The sequence below is a fragment of the Ralstonia sp. 1138 genome, assembly GCF_040544795.1.
Classification (GTDB): domain Bacteria; phylum Pseudomonadota; class Gammaproteobacteria; order Burkholderiales; family Burkholderiaceae; genus Ralstonia; species Ralstonia flatus.
The window spans coordinates 158,758-172,614 of record NZ_JBEPKQ010000001.1 but is presented as its reverse complement, the minus strand read 5'-3'; the positions used below and the strand labels follow the sequence as shown (position 1 = coordinate 172,614).

The window sequence follows — 13,857 nt, the reverse complement described above, 5'->3', positions numbered from 1 at the left end:
CCGCCCATTTGCGCCATATCAACGCATACGGCCACAGAGCGCCTACGCTGCAGAAGGATTCCTCATTCGGCGGTCCTGCTCACCCGTCCGCCAAGACCCCACTGGAGAACGTCATGCAACAACCTGCTGATATGACCTGCAATGTGGCGTGCGCCGTCCTGCGCGATATGAGCCGCACCGCCAGCTTCATGCTCGAATCGCAGATCGACCTGGCACATTTCCGGCTGAAGCTGGCCGAGGCTGCGCTCGAGGATGTGCGTGAACTCGAACATGAACTGAGCGGAACGCATGACTGGACATCGCTGGCGTCTGCGCAAAGCCTCTTCATGAAGATGCAATCGAGTCACAGTGCGACGGCGCTGAAGACGTGGGCCGAGTTTACGAACAAGCTGCAGGCCGCCTACTTGCGTCGGCTGACAGAGTGGACGCAGCAAATGCAACAGCCGGAAGGGCAAACCTCTTCGTCTCAGTTGTTCGCGGCATCGTCCGATTCGTTGAAGGCCTTCTTTGACAGCTTCAACCTCATGGCCCTGCCCGACTCGGAAGCCAAGAAGACGGGACTCGCACGTTCTGCAAAGGCAAAAGCGGAACAGGCGGCCTGATCGACGGCCCATAGGAAGCCCTCGCCATGAACGCCGAGCCGCTTTCTCTCAGCATGGACATCGTGGCGGACGAAGCCGTGCTGGAGGGCACGCTGACCTGCCCCAGCAACGCCACCGGCCTGGTGATCTTTGCGCATGGCAGCGGCAGTTCGCGGCTCAGTCCGCGCAACCGATATGTTGCCGATCAGCTCCGCGCTGCCGGGCTGGGCACGCTGCTGTTTGACCTGTTGAGCGCAGACGAGGCGTTACACGCGTCGTGCCGATTCGACATCGGCCTTCTGGCGCGGCGCCTGCATACGGCCACACACGGGGTGGGCGACATCGCGCGCAAACGCGGGCTGCGCCTCGGCTACTTTGGCGCAAGCACGGGAGCCGCGGCCGCCATCCTGGCGGCAGCCGAGCCGGACGACTCTTATCCGATCGAAGCGGTCGTCAGTCGCGGCGGTCGCCCCGATCTTGCCGGCCAATCTGCGCTGAGCAAACTCACCTGCCCGACCCTCCTCATCGTCGGAGCCGCCGATCTGGACGTGCTCGATCTCAACCGGCAGGCGCTGAGCCAGATGCATTGCGAGAAGGCGCTGGAGACGGTGCCCCGCGCAACGCATCTTTTTGAAGAGGCGGGCGCGCTCGAACACGTTGCCGAGCTGGCGCGCGCATGGTTTATGCGCCATCTGGGCGTACCCCCCCAATCCAAGCCACACATGAGGTAGCGCCGTGCGATTCAAGGATCGATTGAATGCAGCGCGCATGCTTGCGCAGGCGCTCGATAAGTACAGGGGCCTGCATCCCCTGGTGCTTGCCATTCCGCGGGGCGCGGTACCCATGGGCGCGCTCATCGCCACCGCGCTCGACGGTCAGCTCGATGTGGTGCTGGTTCGTAAGCTGGGCGCGCCGTTCAACCCCGAACTGGCAGTCGGCTCCGTGGAAGAAGGTGGTTGGACCTACATCGCGCCGTATGCAGCGCGCATTGGGGCAGATACGACCTACCTCGAACGGGAAAGCGCCGAACAGATGGACGTCATCCGCCGGCGCCGTGCGCTCTATACCCCCAGCCGCGGTCCGTATGACGTAGAAGGACGCGTTGTGATCGTGGTGGACGACGGACTGGCGACCGGGGCTTCCATGAAGGCTGCACTCCACGCCATTCGCCCACGCCATCCGCAACGCCTCATTTGCGCGGTTCCGGTGGCGGCGCCGGACAGCCTGGAAGACATTCGCCCCCTGGCCGATGAAGTCGTCTGCCTTTATGCGCCGAAGGGTTTCCGCGCGGTCGGCATGTATTACGCGGACTTTCCTCAGGTCGAAGACGCTGAGGTTCGTGCAGCGCTGAACACCGCCCCGCAAACCGAACGCCGGGCTGGCTGACACTGGGCTGCAGGGCGCCACGCCCAAGTTCAGTCCAGCCCGTATCGGCGCACGTACCAGGCTTTCATCGCGTAAGCAGCCAACCCGTAGGCCAGCACGATCGCCGCCAGGCAGAGCCAGTAGGCCGCTGGCAGGGGCACAAAGCCGAACAGCGCTCCGGCCGATGTCAACGGCATGGCAACACCCACGCAAGCAATGGCGATGCTCGTCAGCACCAGCGCGGTACTTGCCCGGCTTTGCACGAAGGGCACCTTGCCCGTGCGGATGATATGAATGATGAGTGTCTGCGTGAGGAGCGATTCAACGAACCACCCCGACTGGAACAGCGCCGGGTTGCCCCACGCGTGAAAGACGCCCAGTAGCAGCGCGTAGGTCGCGAAATCGAACAGCGAACTGACGGGCCCCATGTACAGCATGAACTTCAGGATGCTGCCGATCTCCCACCGTCGTGGCTTGACGAGGTAGTCGTCGTCCACGTTGTCAGTCGGGATGGCGGTTTGCGAGAAGTCGTAAAGCAGGTTGTTGAGCAGCACCTGCACCGGCGCCATCGGCAGGAATGGCAGAAACAGGCTGGCGCCCAGCACGCTGAACATGTTTCCGAAATTCGAGCTGGCGCCCATCTTGATGTACTTGACGATGTTGCCGAACACCTTGCGCCCTTCCGTCACGCCCTCCCCCAGCACGGCCAGGCTTTTCTCCAGCAGGATGATGTCGGCGGACTCCTTGGCAATATCGACCGCACTATCCACGGAGATGCCGACATCGGCTGCCTTGAGCGCGGGCCCGTCGTTGATGCCGTCGCCCATGAAGCCGACAACATGCCCCCTGCGGTGCAGCGCATCGACAATGGCCGCCTTCTGCGCGGGCGACACCTTGGCGAAAACCGATGCGCGTTCGGCCACGTCGGCCATCTGGTCTGGCGACATGGCGGCCAATTCGGCGCCAAGTACCACCGGCTCAACAGCGAGGCCGACCTCGCGACAAATCTTGCGCGCAACAATGGCGTTGTCCCCCGTCAGGATCTTGACCGCCACGCCGCTGGCCTTCAAGGCGGCAATGGCGGGCGCCGCCGTCTCACGCGGTGGGTCCAGAAAGGCGATAAACCCCAGCAATGTCAATCCGGACTCGTCTCGCACGGCGTACTCGCTTTGCTCGGCCGGCATTTCCTTGTATGCGACAGCCACGGCACGGAAGCCGTCGGCGTTCAGGCCCTCCGCCAGTCGCCGCGTATCTTCCAGGTGGCTTGCCTCGAGCGGGCCCGCGTCGTCACCGCTGACGTAACGTGTGCTGGCAGCCAGCACTTCTTCCACTGCACCCTTGCAGATCAGCACATGCGTGCCGTCGTCCTGCGCCAGCACCACCGACATGCGCCGGCGCTCAAAGTCAAACGGCAGCTCATCGATCTTCTGGAACCGCGCATGCACATCCAGGCGCTGTTCCAGCTCCACATGCTTGAGCACGGCCACGTCCAGCAGGTTCTTCAGGCCCGACTGATAGAAGCTGTTCAGAAACACGTACTCCAGCACTTGATCGGATTCTTCGCCACGCAAATCCAGGTGATGCTTGAGGATGATGCGGTCTTGCGTGAGCGTGCCCGTCTTGTCCGTGCACAGCACGTCCATCGCACCAAAGTTCTGGATGGCATTGAGCCGTTTGACGATGACCTTCTTGCGCGACATGGCGATGGCGCCCTTCGCCAGATTGACCGTGACGATCATCGGCAGCATTTCTGGCGTCAGGCCGACGGCCACGGCCACCGCAAACAACAGCGCCTCGAACCAGTTGCCCTTGGTCAGGCCGGTGATGACGAAAACGGTGGGCGCCATCACCAGGATCAGCGTGAGCATCAGCCAGGTGAACCGCGTAATGCCGCGATCAAAACTGGTCTGCACGCGTTGCGCGGCAATCAGGTTGGCTACATGACCGAATGCCGTCCGGCGCCCGGTGGTGAGGACCACGCCTGTGGCGTAGCCGCTCACCACGGCACTGCCCATGAAGCAGAGATTGGCCCGATCGAAATCTGCCGCAGGGTGACTGTCGAGCGGCTCCGCATGCTTCTCCTGTGGCATGGCCTCGCCGGTCAGGGTCGATTGGTTGACGAACACGTCCTTCGCGTCGAGCAGCCGCAGGTCTGCCGGCACCATGTCACCGGCCGACAATTGGACGATGTCGCCGGGCACGAGTTGCTCGATGGGGATTTCCCGGCTCGCCCCGGCGCCGTCGGACCCGATGCGCCTGACCGTCGCCGTTGTATGCACCATGCGGCGCAGTGCTTCCGCCGCACGGTTCGAGCGATGCTCCTGCAGAAAGCCCAGCACCACGCTCAGCACCACCATGACGGCGATCAGCACGGCCGCCCGCACATCGCCCAACAGCGCCGAGACGCCCGCCAGCGAGATGAGCAGAAGATTCAGCGGATTGATGGAACGGCGAAGCAGTTCCGCAAACACTGCCTCGTGGTGGCCGTTGGCCACGCGGTTAAAGCCGTATTCGCGCAAGCGCTGCGCGGCGGCTTCCTGAGTCAGCCCATGCCTCTCGGACTGGAGCCTGTGCAGCACGTTCTGCGCGGAAAGCGCCGACCACATCGAAAGGTCGTGCTCTGACGAGCGCAGAAGTTGCTCGGGTGGGGTGCGCATGGGGAATGGCAAGCAAACGCGTGGATGTGCAAACCATTAGAGCGCAGCGCTCACCTCCGGGCTTGATGCAGCGCAACGGTCGCAGTCATCCGTCCCCAGCACGCTTGAACTGGACGCGCTACAGCGTATCGTCGTCGGAAAACAAACGATGACGTATCGCGTAACGCACGAGCGCGGCTTCGCTGGAAAGCTGCAGCTTGTCCATCAACCGCATCTTGTAGGTGCTGATGGTTTTGGCGCTCACGCACAGGCTGGTGGCGATTTCGGTCAACGGCTCGCCTCGCACCAGCCGGCGATAGACCTCCATTTCACGGTCAGACAGGCGCGTGTGGGCCGCCTCCTCACTGGGCTCGCCCAGGCTGTGCGCAAGCTTCTCTGCCATGGGCGGGCTGACGTACGTGCCGCCGTTCGCCACCTTCTGGAGCGCGGTGACGAGTTCGGTCGCGGCGCTTTCCTTGGTGAGGTAACCAGCCGCGCCCGCACGAAAGGCTCGGGCCACATATTGTTCCTCGGCGTGCATGGTCAGCACGAGCACGCGCACCCTCGGGTGATCGTCATGCAGCTGGCGCACCAGTTCCAGCCCACTGCGCCCGGGCATCGACAGATCCAGCACGATCACCTGCGGTTGATGGTCACGCACCAGTTGCACGACCTGCGTGCCGTCGGAGGCTTCGCATGCGACTTCGAAATTCCCCGCGCGCTCCAGGATGTGACGCACGCCGTCGCGCATCACGGCATGATCGTCGGCGATCATCACGCGAATCATGTCCGGGCCTCCTCGGTGGCGTTGTGAACGGCGGGAAAACGTACGCTCAAACGGAAGCCTCCGCCGGGCGCGTGCGTGGTTGTTGCCTGCCCGCCCAGCAAGCGGGCCCGCTCGCGAATGCCCAACAAGCCCAGCGGCTTGCGCTCGCCCGCAGCGGGCGGGGCCCCGCTCCAGCCATGCCCGTTGTCCTGGATGGACAGCTCCAGCACGCCATCCTGCTGCGAAAACTCGATCTCAACGCGCGTAGCATCGGCGTGGCGCACGACATTGTTGAGCGCCTCCTGCACGATCCGGAAGACGGAGATGGCGGCGCGCTCATCCATCGCCACCTCCTCCGCATGCACGTTGACGACCAAGCCAAAGCGCTGACGAAAATTCTTCGCCATCCACTCGATGGAGGGCACGAGCCCCAACTCGTCGAGCAACGGCGGCCGCAGATCTGCGGAAATCTGCCGCACTGCGGCAATCGTCTCGTCGATCACCCGTTGCATCGCCTGCGTCTGGTCGATCAGGGTCTGGTCGCTGCGCGCGGCCTGCAAATCCGCGGCCAGCAGGGAAATGTCCATCTTCAGCGCGCTCAGGCGTTGGCCCAGATCGTCGTGCAGTTCACGTGCGATGCGGTGGCGTTCCTCTTCCCGTGTCGCCAGTACGCTATCCGACAGATGCTGCAGCTCTTCCTGTGAACGCCGCAGCGCGGCCTCGGCACGGACACGCTCAGTGGTGTCGCGCAACATGACGGTGAACAGCTTGCCGCCATTCACCTCGATCTGCGAAATCGACGCTTCGATCGGGAATTCGCGCCCATCGGTGTGCAGCGCAAACAGCGGGCGCTGCTTCCCCATCTGGCGCTCCGAGACGCCCGTCACGCCGAAGCGCCGGACGTGGGCTTCATGCGCGCCGCGAAACCGCTCGGGAATAAAGTCCGCCAGCGGCCGGCCGATGGCGTGGCGAGCTGGGCATCCGAACAGTGTTTCTGCCATGGGATTGAACAGCACGATGCGCTGGGCGTCATCCACTGAAATGATCGCCTCCATGGACGAGCGGATGATGCCGGCCAGCCGGGCTTCGCTTTTTTCAAGGTAGGTCAGATCGCGCGCGACGGCCGCTCGCAGCTTGCGCAGTCGCAGCCCATAGAACATCAGCGCGATCACCGCAGCAACACTTGCCGCGGCCAGCAAGACGAACGCGGCATCACTGGCCCGCAGAACAAAGGCCAGCCGTGCCAACGTCGCGGCCAGCAACACAACGGCGAGTACCCCGACCAAGAATTCGGCAGAGGTGGATTGCAACTGCGGCAGGCGCCTGTGCGCTGCCTTCGAGGATTGCGTGTCTTGCTCCGCCACCGAACACCAAAAATAGGCCTGGGATGCAATCAACATAGCCCATTCTCGGGGCAGCAGATACTACCCATGTGATGGAGGCGCCCCCCGGAAAACCCTGCCGCCGCTGTCAGGAAACCCTGACAAGCGCACGGCAAATGCCGACGGACATCTCAGCGGTGCCTGATTTCGCGCAAACGCCGCGCCTCCGATACTGAGCTTACGGACACCGAGCGTTGATGGAGCGCAGTGGCCGGATCACCACCACCTCACAGAGGATGCGTGGTTCAAAAACCACAGATGCCTTCCGGAGCCGCCCCATGATTCCCAGCACCGTACAGTCCCCTGCACCCGTTGAAAACCGTCATCCGGCTTCGCTTCCCGCGCTGAGGCTCGTCCGTGACGCGACCCAAGTCCGATCGACGACGCCACTGATTCCCAGCAGCCAGTGCGCCAACTGCATGATGCACTGGGCCTGCATCGCGAGCGCGGTGCCGTCGGCGCAACGCAATCAGCTCGACCAGATGGTGCACACGTGGCGCAAGGTCGCCCGGGGCGACGCACTTTTCCGCGCGGGTGACAGCTTCCATGCGCTGTATGCCATCCGCTCGGGATCGTTCAAAACCGTGGTGTCGCATCCCAACGGCGCCAGCCACGTTACCGGCTTCCAAATGGCCGGCGAGACGCTGGGCCTCGACGGCATAGCCGCCGATCGCCACACCTGCGATGCGATCGCGCTGGAGGACAGCACGGTCTGCGCTCTCCCGTTCCATTGCATCGAAGACCTGTGCCAGGACATCCGGCCACTGCAACATCGCCTGCACCAATTGATGGCCGAAGAGATCGTGCGGGAATCGGGCCTCATGCTGCTGCTCGCCGGGCTGAGTGCGGAAGCGCGCGTGGCGACCTTCCTGCTGAACCTCTCCGCGCGCATGCAGGACCGCGGCTACTCCGCTTCCAGCTTCACGCTGCGCATGACGCGCGAGGAAATCGGCAGCTACCTCGGCATGCAGCTGGAGACAGTCAGCCGTGCCCTGTCGCGGTTCCAGCGCGAAGGCTGGATCGTCGTCAGCGGCAAGAACATCGAACTGACCGACAAGGCGGCATTGACGGAGCTTTGATCGGTCGGTGCGCCACATAAAAAAGCGCCGCCCCCCTTTTTTTTTTTTCGGGTGGGGCGGCGCACTTGCTTCCCCGCTTGATTTCCGCTTCACTTCGGCGCGATCTGGAGATGATCGATGACTTGCGTCACGCCGGGTGCAGACCATGCTGCGCCCTTGGCCGCGCGCCGCTCCGATGCGGAACCGATGTGCCCGCTGAGCGTGACCGTCCCGCCCTGAACAGAGACCTGGATATGGTCAGCTTCACGCGCGGCATGCCGTTTGAGTGCCGCACCGATCTGCTCGGCAACGTTGGCCGGCTGTACGCGCGCCTTGATCCGCAACCGGTTGATCAGCCCCGCGACACCGCGCAGCGAGCCGACCGCATGCGCCGCCTGTTCACTCTGGTAGGGCCAATCGACTTCGCCCGAGAGCGTCACCCAGCCGTTTTCGACCAGCACTTCGATGCGGTTGGACGGCAGCGTGGCCTGCCATTCCAGCGCGTCACGGGCAGCCTGGGCAACGTCTGCGTCCGTGTGTGTGCCCGGCAGGCGGACTTCGATTTTCTGCACGACACCGCGCACGCCGGCAACGCGCTCAGCTGCGTGTTCGGCCGCGAGCTTTTCCATGTAGCTGCGCACGTGGCCGGTCAGCGTCACGACGCCGTTGTCCACCTCCACACCAATGGCTGCGGCATCCACCGCAGGCTCCCAGAGCAGTTCGTCGTTCACGTCCTGCTTGATACCCAGATCGCTTTTCATAGCTCGCTCCTGCTTGATAGAGTCGCCGCGCTATGCCCAGCGGCGCTCGCGCGCTGTTTGACACGACAAACAGCACACGGCGGTCGGCTGGGCTTGCAGGCGTAAAAAGGGAATCGCTTCGCCGCAATCGACGCAGATGCCGTAACTGTGCTGCTGCATACGCTCGCGTGCCGCGTCCAATTGCTCAAGTTCGCTTCGGTAATGGGCGAGCATGACGTCGTTTGTCTGGTCCCCGGCCTCTTCATCGGCAAGATCGGCGTTTTCCAGTGGCGCCTCGCGCGGCGCAGGCACGCCAGGAGCGCCCAGCGCGGACAACTGGCGCCGCACGCGCGCCTCCTGCTCGTCGAGCAGGCTCCTCAGCCGTTTCCATTGCGCCTCGGTAAAGCGGCTCATGCCCAATCTCCTTCAATCGACGTAGCGTCGGGCTGTGTTTCCGGCGTCAGGCTTCCGTTGGCGAAAGCCAGGCCGGGCGCTGCCTCGATTGCTCCCACCGGTCGGCGGTCTTCACCTGATCGATAAAGCCCGCAACTTCCTCCTGCGACAACCCGCTCTGCACGTCCCGCTGGAACAGCGCCAGCACCGGCACAGGAATGGTGGCGGTGATGCGCGCGATCTCTTCGATCGCACTGAATGCCCCGCGCGCGGCCATGACGCAGATCACTGACAGATGCCGCGACCCCGGCAATTGGTCAGCCAGGAAATCACGCATGGGCGAAGCCAGATGGCCCATCCAGATGGGCGCGATCACGATGACGTGTTCGACCTCATCAAGCGGCGGGCCCTCATAGCGATATTTGGCGCGCGTATGGAATACCGTTTCGATCACGCAGCGCGCATCTCCGAGAAAGCCGGCGCGCGGATATTCGTCCGTCACCTCGGCAAGCTGCCATCCGCTCTGCGCAGCCATCTGCTCGGCCACCTGACGCGCCGTGCCGGTGCGCGAGTAATACACGATCAGCTTCTTTTCCATCTCGAACTCCAGCGTTGCCTCTAGGAACCCACCCACATCTGGTCGACGACGGCCCGCACGCCCGGTGCATCCCATGCGGCTTCCCGGGCGGCACGGCATTCGTTGAGGTTGCGCAGCGGCCCGTACAACGTCACCGTCCCGTCTGCCACGGAAACATTGAGCCGCGAGGCATCCACCGCGGCCAGGCGTTGCAGCGCCTTCGCAATGCGGTTGCTCAGATCGGCCGGACCGGCGGCGGCTCGCAATGTCAGCGCATTGGCCACCGACTTCACGCCGCGCACCCTGCGCACGGTGTCGAGTGCCGCGCGACGCTGGAAGTCCTGGTCAACTTCTCCGCGCAGTGTCACGGCCCCGTCTTCGACGGTGATCCGCACCGACTCCGACGGCACTGATGCATTCCAATGCAGCGCACTGCTGATGGCCTGGGCAATCTCGTCGTCGGGGCGCTGCATATCCGGCGGCATCCGCACGTCCACGTGCACAACAAGCGCTGTCACACCGGCAACACGCCGGACAGCCTCCTCGGCCGCGTGCTTGTCAGCAAACGTATCGACGCTGCCGGAAAGCGTGACGACACCGTCCTTGGCTTTCACCGCAAAGCAGCTGGCATCCACCGCCGGATCCCACTGCAGTTCTTCTTCGACATCGTGCTTGAGCTGGATATCGTTCTTCATGGAGATCTCCTGATGTCTGATCGACGTGGGGTCTCAGTGCGACATCAGCACAGGCACAGTCATCGTCTTGAGCAGCGTGCGGGTGACCCCACCCAGCACGAGTTCGCGCAGACGGCTGTGTCCGTATGCGCCCATTACGATCAGATCGGCGTTGAAATCGGCCGCGCGCGAGAGCAGCAACTCGCCGATGGCGGTGTCGGAATCTGCGCAGTCGGTCTCTTCCACCGTGGCATGAATGCCGCGCGCGTTCAGCGCACGCGCGACTTGCCCCACCGTGGTTTCTTCGGCCCAGTGTTTTGGCTGCTTGCTTGTGATCTGCAGCACGTGCACGTTCGTGCCCGCCATGATGGGCAGGGCATCGTGCAGCGCCCGGGCCGATTCGCGGCCGCCGCTCCAGGCCACCAGAACACGCTTGGGCAACGCCGTGAAGTCGCCGGCGTACGGCACGACCAGCACCGGGCGGCCCGACTCCAGGATCAGCGTTTCCGCAAAGTCCCCGGCGACAAATTCATCCGGTTCATCGTGGTTTCGTTGTCCTATCACGAGCAGATCGGCCTCCCGCGCTTCGCGCAGCACAAGCGCCACGGGGTCGCCTTCCACTGCGCGCCACTCGGTTTCCACCGGAAGCCCTTCGGTTGCCTGCCGAAAGCGCGCGTGCACGGCATCGCGGATGCTGTCGCGCCGGATGCGGTCTTCCTCCAGATAGCGCGCGGCGTTCTCCATCATGTAGAACCAGCTGATGCTGGGCGCAAAGCTCGCGTAGATGCCGACAAGTTTGGCGTTGTGTGCCCGCGCATACTGGGCAGCAAGGTTGAGGCGGTGCATGGCGCGTTCGCTGCGGTCCAGATGCACCATCACGCTGGCGTAGGTCATGGTCAGATCCCGATGTGTGTCAGAGAGAAGGCACCCGGTCAGGCGATGACAGCATTGCTGAGCGGTTCCGTCGCCGCAGGGCGTGTTTCCGTCGGCGACGCGCGCACGAGCAGCACCGGCAGTGTGCTCATGCGCACAACGCTCTCGGCAACGCTACCCAGGAACAATCGGCGAAAGCCGCGTCGCCCGTGCGTGCCCAGCACCAGGGCTTGAGCACCGACGTTGTGGGCGGCCTGTTCAATGGCCGTGCCGATATCGAAGGTGCCGATGGGATCGTCGACCACCACGCTGTGGACATGCACGCCGGCCTTCTCGGCCTTGGCGCGCGCGTCGGCAACGATTTGATTGCCCTGTTTGACCAACGCCTCGGTGAACGCGCCCACGTCGATATAGCCAACGTCGTACATCAGATACGAGTTGTCGACGACGTGCGCGATGACCAGCTCGGAGCCGAGCTTTTGTGCAAGCCGGATGGCCTCGTCCAGCGCCCGATCTGCGGTAGGGCTGCCATCCACCGCTACCAGAATCCTGTCGTACATGATGTGCCTCCATCGAATCCGTCGTCTGCCCCAAGCGGGGTTGCTGAATTCCATGTTGGACCACCACGCGGATCGCCCCTTGATTTACATCAGCGTTTAGCTCGCCAGATCGGCCGCCAATGCCACTTGATCTGCCTCAATGACTCGGGCGCAACGCTCGATAGACTCGTCCGCTATCCGCTGCCCATCTCGGGCAACCACCGAAAGCTCACGGCACCTTGTGCGGGATCAACTTCTGACACCGGCCCGTTCTTATAGTGAAAACGTACGCGCATCGGAGTTCAGCATGAGGATCGACGAGATTTGCTCCCACCGCATCGTCCACATCCGGGCAACCGCGACGCTGCAACAGGCCGCGCGTTTGATGCGTGACGAAAGCGCCCGTGCGCTGCTTGTCACCGAACACGCCGCTGGCGGTTCGCGCGTGGTCGGCATCGTCACAGACCGCGACATGGTGGTGCACGGCATTGCCAGCCACAGCGATTGCAGCGAAACCGCCGTCTCCGAAGTCATGACGCGCGGCCTTCTGACCATCCACGATGACGCGATGATCAGCGAAGCCCTACGCGCGATGCTGAGCCACGGCCTGCACCGCCTGGCAGTGGTCGATCGTCAGCAACGGCTTGTGGGCATGCTGAGTCTGGACGACACCATCCGTGCGATGGGCGGCGAATGGACCTTGCTGGCCGGCATTCTCGGTCGCGACAACGTTACCGGGTCACCACAGCACGCGCCGCCCAACCTGATTCTCTAAATCGTCTTCAACCCGTTTTCAGGAGCGCTGCCATGTTCACCAATGTTGGAACCGCGGACCGTACCGTCCGCATCTTGATCGGCCTCGCCATGATCCTGCTGGCGTTTTTTGGCAAGGTCCCGGCGTGGGTGGGCTGGGTGGGGTTGATCCCGCTAGTGACGGGGCTGATCCGCATGTGCCCGCTCTATTGGGTGCTGGGCATCGGCCGCGATTGACTAGGCGACAAACCAGAACACCGCCCAGCTGAGCGCAAGCATGCTCAGCAAGCCGACTGCGACCTTGCCGGCAAACGCGTGGCCTCCGCCGAGGGTCACAACGGCCTTCGAGAGCGTGTTAGCGCTCAGCGCGAGCATCACCAGCGCGCCAGCTATTGAAGGTTGCAGCGTATGCCCCGCCACCTGGGTAGCGATGGATGCGGTCGCGGCATGCACGTCGGCAAACGCACCCAAGACGGTGACAGCCGCCACCGCCGCTGTCCCGAACCAGGTGCGCGCAACGGCAGCCGCCAGCAGCAGCACCGCCGTCCACAGCGCAAAGCCGATCGCGACACGCCAGTTGATGGATGACGCTGAACTGTCCTGCGCATTCTGACGTGGCGTGTTGTCCCGCCATATCCAAAGCGCGGACCATGCCACGGTCGCGGTGATGCCCGCCACCAGCGGGGCCGCGAGAAGCTGCAACAAGTCGATGCTGATGGCCGCAATCAGCAGTAGCATCTGCACCAGCGTGGCGACATTGGACAGCAGCGCTCCGGCAGCCGCGCCGTCAACGGAGCCGTGATGTTTGCGGACGCGCGCAGCCATGGCCGTCGTCGTAGCTACGCTCGATGCAAACCCGCTGAACAAGCCGGCAAGCGGCAAGCCGATGCGCTCGCCAAACCATCGCGCCGCAAAATGCCCCGCGTTGCCCGTCAGCATGACGAGCAGCACCACCAGCCACAGCGTATGCGGGTTCCAGGCATTCAGCGGCCCCATGTTCCGGTCCGGAACCGCGGGCCAGACCAGCAATGCCGCCACGGCAAGGATCAGCAGATCTGCCAGTTCGCGCTGGGTGATGACCGTACGGGCAAACCGATGCAAACCCGCTTTGGCGTAGAGCAGGACAAGAAGGACCGTGCCGAGGCCAGCCGTCATTTCGGGCTCGCTCACGGCATAGGCGCCCAACAGCGTGGTTGCCACAAGCGCGAGTTCCGTCGTCACGCCCGGATCGACATTGGCGGAATGGTGATACCCGAGCGCCGCCAACACCGAGACCGTCAGCAACACCGCCGGCACGGCCAGGGGCATGGGCAGGCTTGCGGCAATGGCACCTGCCAGCGCCGCGATCGCAAACGTTCGCATGCCCGCCGGCAACTCCGCGCTGTCGGCATGGCTGCGCTCGCGCTCAAGGCCGATCGCCAACCCCACGCCCAAGGCAACCGAGAAAGACAGCAGTGAAGACATTGCGTGGACACCGATGGCCGTTGCTTGCACTTGTTCAGTATTGCGCGCGGCAACGC

The 13,857-nt window shown here is 63.7% G+C and carries 16 protein-coding genes; 6 read left to right on the top strand and 10 right to left on the bottom strand.

Features of this window, described 5'->3' with window-relative positions:
• Positions 1-113 precede the first annotated feature (113 nt).
• From ABIC76_RS00755 to ABIC76_RS00745, 3 genes are read left to right on the top strand one after another with little or no spacing between them, the layout of a single operon-like run.
• Entirely contained in the window at positions 114-602 is a 489-nt protein-coding gene (locus ABIC76_RS00755) for a hypothetical protein (RefSeq protein ID WP_354532635.1), read from the top strand.
• Positions 603-628: 26 nt separating this feature from the next.
• Positions 629-1,312, top strand: coding sequence for a dienelactone hydrolase family protein (locus ABIC76_RS00750; protein ID WP_354532634.1), 684 nt, complete (start codon positions 629-631; stop codon positions 1,310-1,312).
• Between the two features lie 4 nt (positions 1,313-1,316).
• The gene (locus ABIC76_RS00745) at positions 1,317-1,967 is read left to right on the top strand and encodes a phosphoribosyltransferase (protein ID WP_354532633.1); all 651 of its coding nucleotides are present in this window, start codon (positions 1,317-1,319) and stop codon (positions 1,965-1,967) included.
• A 29-nt stretch (positions 1,968-1,996) separates the two neighbouring features.
• Here ABIC76_RS00745 and mgtA read toward each other — a convergent pair whose 3' ends face one another.
• The 3 genes from mgtA to ABIC76_RS00730 all read right to left on the bottom strand — a co-directional run bounded on the left by mgtA (position 1,997) and on the right by ABIC76_RS00730 (position 6,712).
• On the bottom strand, positions 1,997-4,603 hold the full coding sequence (mgtA, locus tag ABIC76_RS00740) for a magnesium-translocating P-type ATPase (protein WP_354532632.1): 2,607 nt from the start codon (positions 4,601-4,603) through the stop codon (positions 1,997-1,999).
• A gap of 118 nt (positions 4,604-4,721) precedes the next feature.
• A complete protein-coding gene (locus ABIC76_RS00735) occupies positions 4,722-5,369 on the bottom strand; it encodes a response regulator (protein ID WP_354532631.1) in 648 nt (215 codons plus the stop codon).
• A complete protein-coding gene (locus ABIC76_RS00730; protein WP_354532630.1) occupies positions 5,366-6,712 on the bottom strand; it encodes a PAS domain-containing sensor histidine kinase in 1,347 nt (448 codons plus the stop codon). The genes ABIC76_RS00735 and ABIC76_RS00730 overlap by 4 nt, the downstream gene beginning before the upstream one ends.
• A gap of 296 nt (positions 6,713-7,008) precedes the next feature.
• Between ABIC76_RS00730 and ABIC76_RS00725 the strand changes: the two genes are divergently transcribed.
• Entirely contained in the window at positions 7,009-7,809 is an 801-nt protein-coding gene (locus ABIC76_RS00725) for a helix-turn-helix domain-containing protein (protein ID WP_354532629.1), read from the top strand.
• Between the two features lie 89 nt (positions 7,810-7,898).
• Here the strand turns inward: ABIC76_RS00725 and ABIC76_RS00720 are convergent, their stop codons facing one another.
• From ABIC76_RS00720 to ABIC76_RS00695, 6 genes are read right to left on the bottom strand one after another with little or no spacing between them, the layout of a single operon-like run.
• Positions 7,899-8,549, bottom strand: coding sequence for a BON domain-containing protein (locus ABIC76_RS00720; RefSeq protein ID WP_354532628.1), 651 nt, complete (start codon positions 8,547-8,549; stop codon positions 7,899-7,901).
• Positions 8,550-8,579: 30 nt separating this feature from the next.
• Complete coding sequence (locus ABIC76_RS00715; protein WP_354532627.1) at positions 8,580-8,942, bottom strand: TraR/DksA family transcriptional regulator; 363 nt, start codon at positions 8,940-8,942, stop codon at positions 8,580-8,582.
• A 46-nt stretch (positions 8,943-8,988) separates the two neighbouring features.
• Complete coding sequence (locus ABIC76_RS00710; RefSeq protein WP_354532626.1) at positions 8,989-9,519, bottom strand: flavodoxin family protein; 531 nt, start codon at positions 9,517-9,519, stop codon at positions 8,989-8,991.
• A gap of 20 nt (positions 9,520-9,539) precedes the next feature.
• A complete protein-coding gene (locus ABIC76_RS00705) occupies positions 9,540-10,193 on the bottom strand; it encodes a BON domain-containing protein (protein WP_354532625.1) in 654 nt (217 codons plus the stop codon).
• Positions 10,194-10,226: 33 nt separating this feature from the next.
• A complete protein-coding gene (locus tag ABIC76_RS00700) occupies positions 10,227-11,066 on the bottom strand; it encodes a universal stress protein (RefSeq protein WP_354532624.1) in 840 nt (279 codons plus the stop codon).
• 38 nt (positions 11,067-11,104) lie between these two features.
• The gene (locus ABIC76_RS00695; protein WP_354532623.1) at positions 11,105-11,605 is read right to left on the bottom strand and encodes a universal stress protein; all 501 of its coding nucleotides are present in this window, start codon (positions 11,603-11,605) and stop codon (positions 11,105-11,107) included.
• 286 nt (positions 11,606-11,891) lie between these two features.
• Between ABIC76_RS00695 and ABIC76_RS00690 the strand changes: the two genes are divergently transcribed.
• Both ABIC76_RS00690 and ABIC76_RS00685 read left to right on the top strand, forming a co-directional pair.
• On the top strand, positions 11,892-12,359 hold the full coding sequence (locus ABIC76_RS00690) for a CBS domain-containing protein (protein WP_354532622.1): 468 nt from the start codon (positions 11,892-11,894) through the stop codon (positions 12,357-12,359).
• A gap of 32 nt (positions 12,360-12,391) precedes the next feature.
• Positions 12,392-12,574: a YgaP family membrane protein gene (locus tag ABIC76_RS00685; RefSeq protein ID WP_354532621.1), complete on the top strand. Its 183-nt coding sequence runs from the start codon at positions 12,392-12,394 to the stop codon at positions 12,572-12,574.
• Here the strand turns inward: ABIC76_RS00685 and ABIC76_RS00680 are convergent, their stop codons facing one another.
• Positions 12,575-13,801, bottom strand: coding sequence for an MgtC/SapB family protein (locus ABIC76_RS00680; protein WP_354532619.1), 1,227 nt, complete (start codon positions 13,799-13,801; stop codon positions 12,575-12,577).
• Between the last annotated feature and the right edge of the window lie 56 nt (positions 13,802-13,857).

Coding starts and splice junctions, on each gene's coding strand:
- ABIC76_RS00755 (WP_354532635.1), top strand. CDS start 114: ATGCAACAACCTGCTGATATGACCTGCAATGTGGCGTGCGCCGTCCTG.
- ABIC76_RS00750 (WP_354532634.1), top strand. CDS start 629: ATGAACGCCGAGCCGCTTTCTCTCAGCATGGACATCGTGGCGGACGAA.
- mgtA (WP_354532632.1), bottom strand. CDS start 4,603: ATGCGCACCCCACCCGAGCAACTTCTGCGCTCGTCAGAGCACGACCTT.
- ABIC76_RS00735 (WP_354532631.1), bottom strand. CDS start 5,369: ATGATTCGCGTGATGATCGCCGACGATCATGCCGTGATGCGCGACGGC.
- ABIC76_RS00725 (WP_354532629.1), top strand. CDS start 7,009: ATGATTCCCAGCACCGTACAGTCCCCTGCACCCGTTGAAAACCGTCAT.
- ABIC76_RS00720 (WP_354532628.1), bottom strand. CDS start 8,549: ATGAAAAGCGATCTGGGTATCAAGCAGGACGTGAACGACGAACTGCTC.
- ABIC76_RS00715 (WP_354532627.1), bottom strand. CDS start 8,942: ATGAGCCGCTTTACCGAGGCGCAATGGAAACGGCTGAGGAGCCTGCTC.
- ABIC76_RS00710 (WP_354532626.1), bottom strand. CDS start 9,519: ATGGAAAAGAAGCTGATCGTGTATTACTCGCGCACCGGCACGGCGCGT.
- ABIC76_RS00705 (WP_354532625.1), bottom strand. CDS start 10,193: ATGAAGAACGATATCCAGCTCAAGCACGATGTCGAAGAAGAACTGCAG.
- ABIC76_RS00700 (WP_354532624.1), bottom strand. CDS start 11,066: ATGACCTACGCCAGCGTGATGGTGCATCTGGACCGCAGCGAACGCGCC.
- ABIC76_RS00695 (WP_354532623.1), bottom strand. CDS start 11,605: ATGTACGACAGGATTCTGGTAGCGGTGGATGGCAGCCCTACCGCAGAT.
- ABIC76_RS00690 (WP_354532622.1), top strand. CDS start 11,892: ATGAGGATCGACGAGATTTGCTCCCACCGCATCGTCCACATCCGGGCA.
- ABIC76_RS00685 (WP_354532621.1), top strand. CDS start 12,392: ATGTTCACCAATGTTGGAACCGCGGACCGTACCGTCCGCATCTTGATC.
- ABIC76_RS00680 (WP_354532619.1), bottom strand. CDS start 13,801: ATGTCTTCACTGCTGTCTTTCTCGGTTGCCTTGGGCGTGGGGTTGGCG.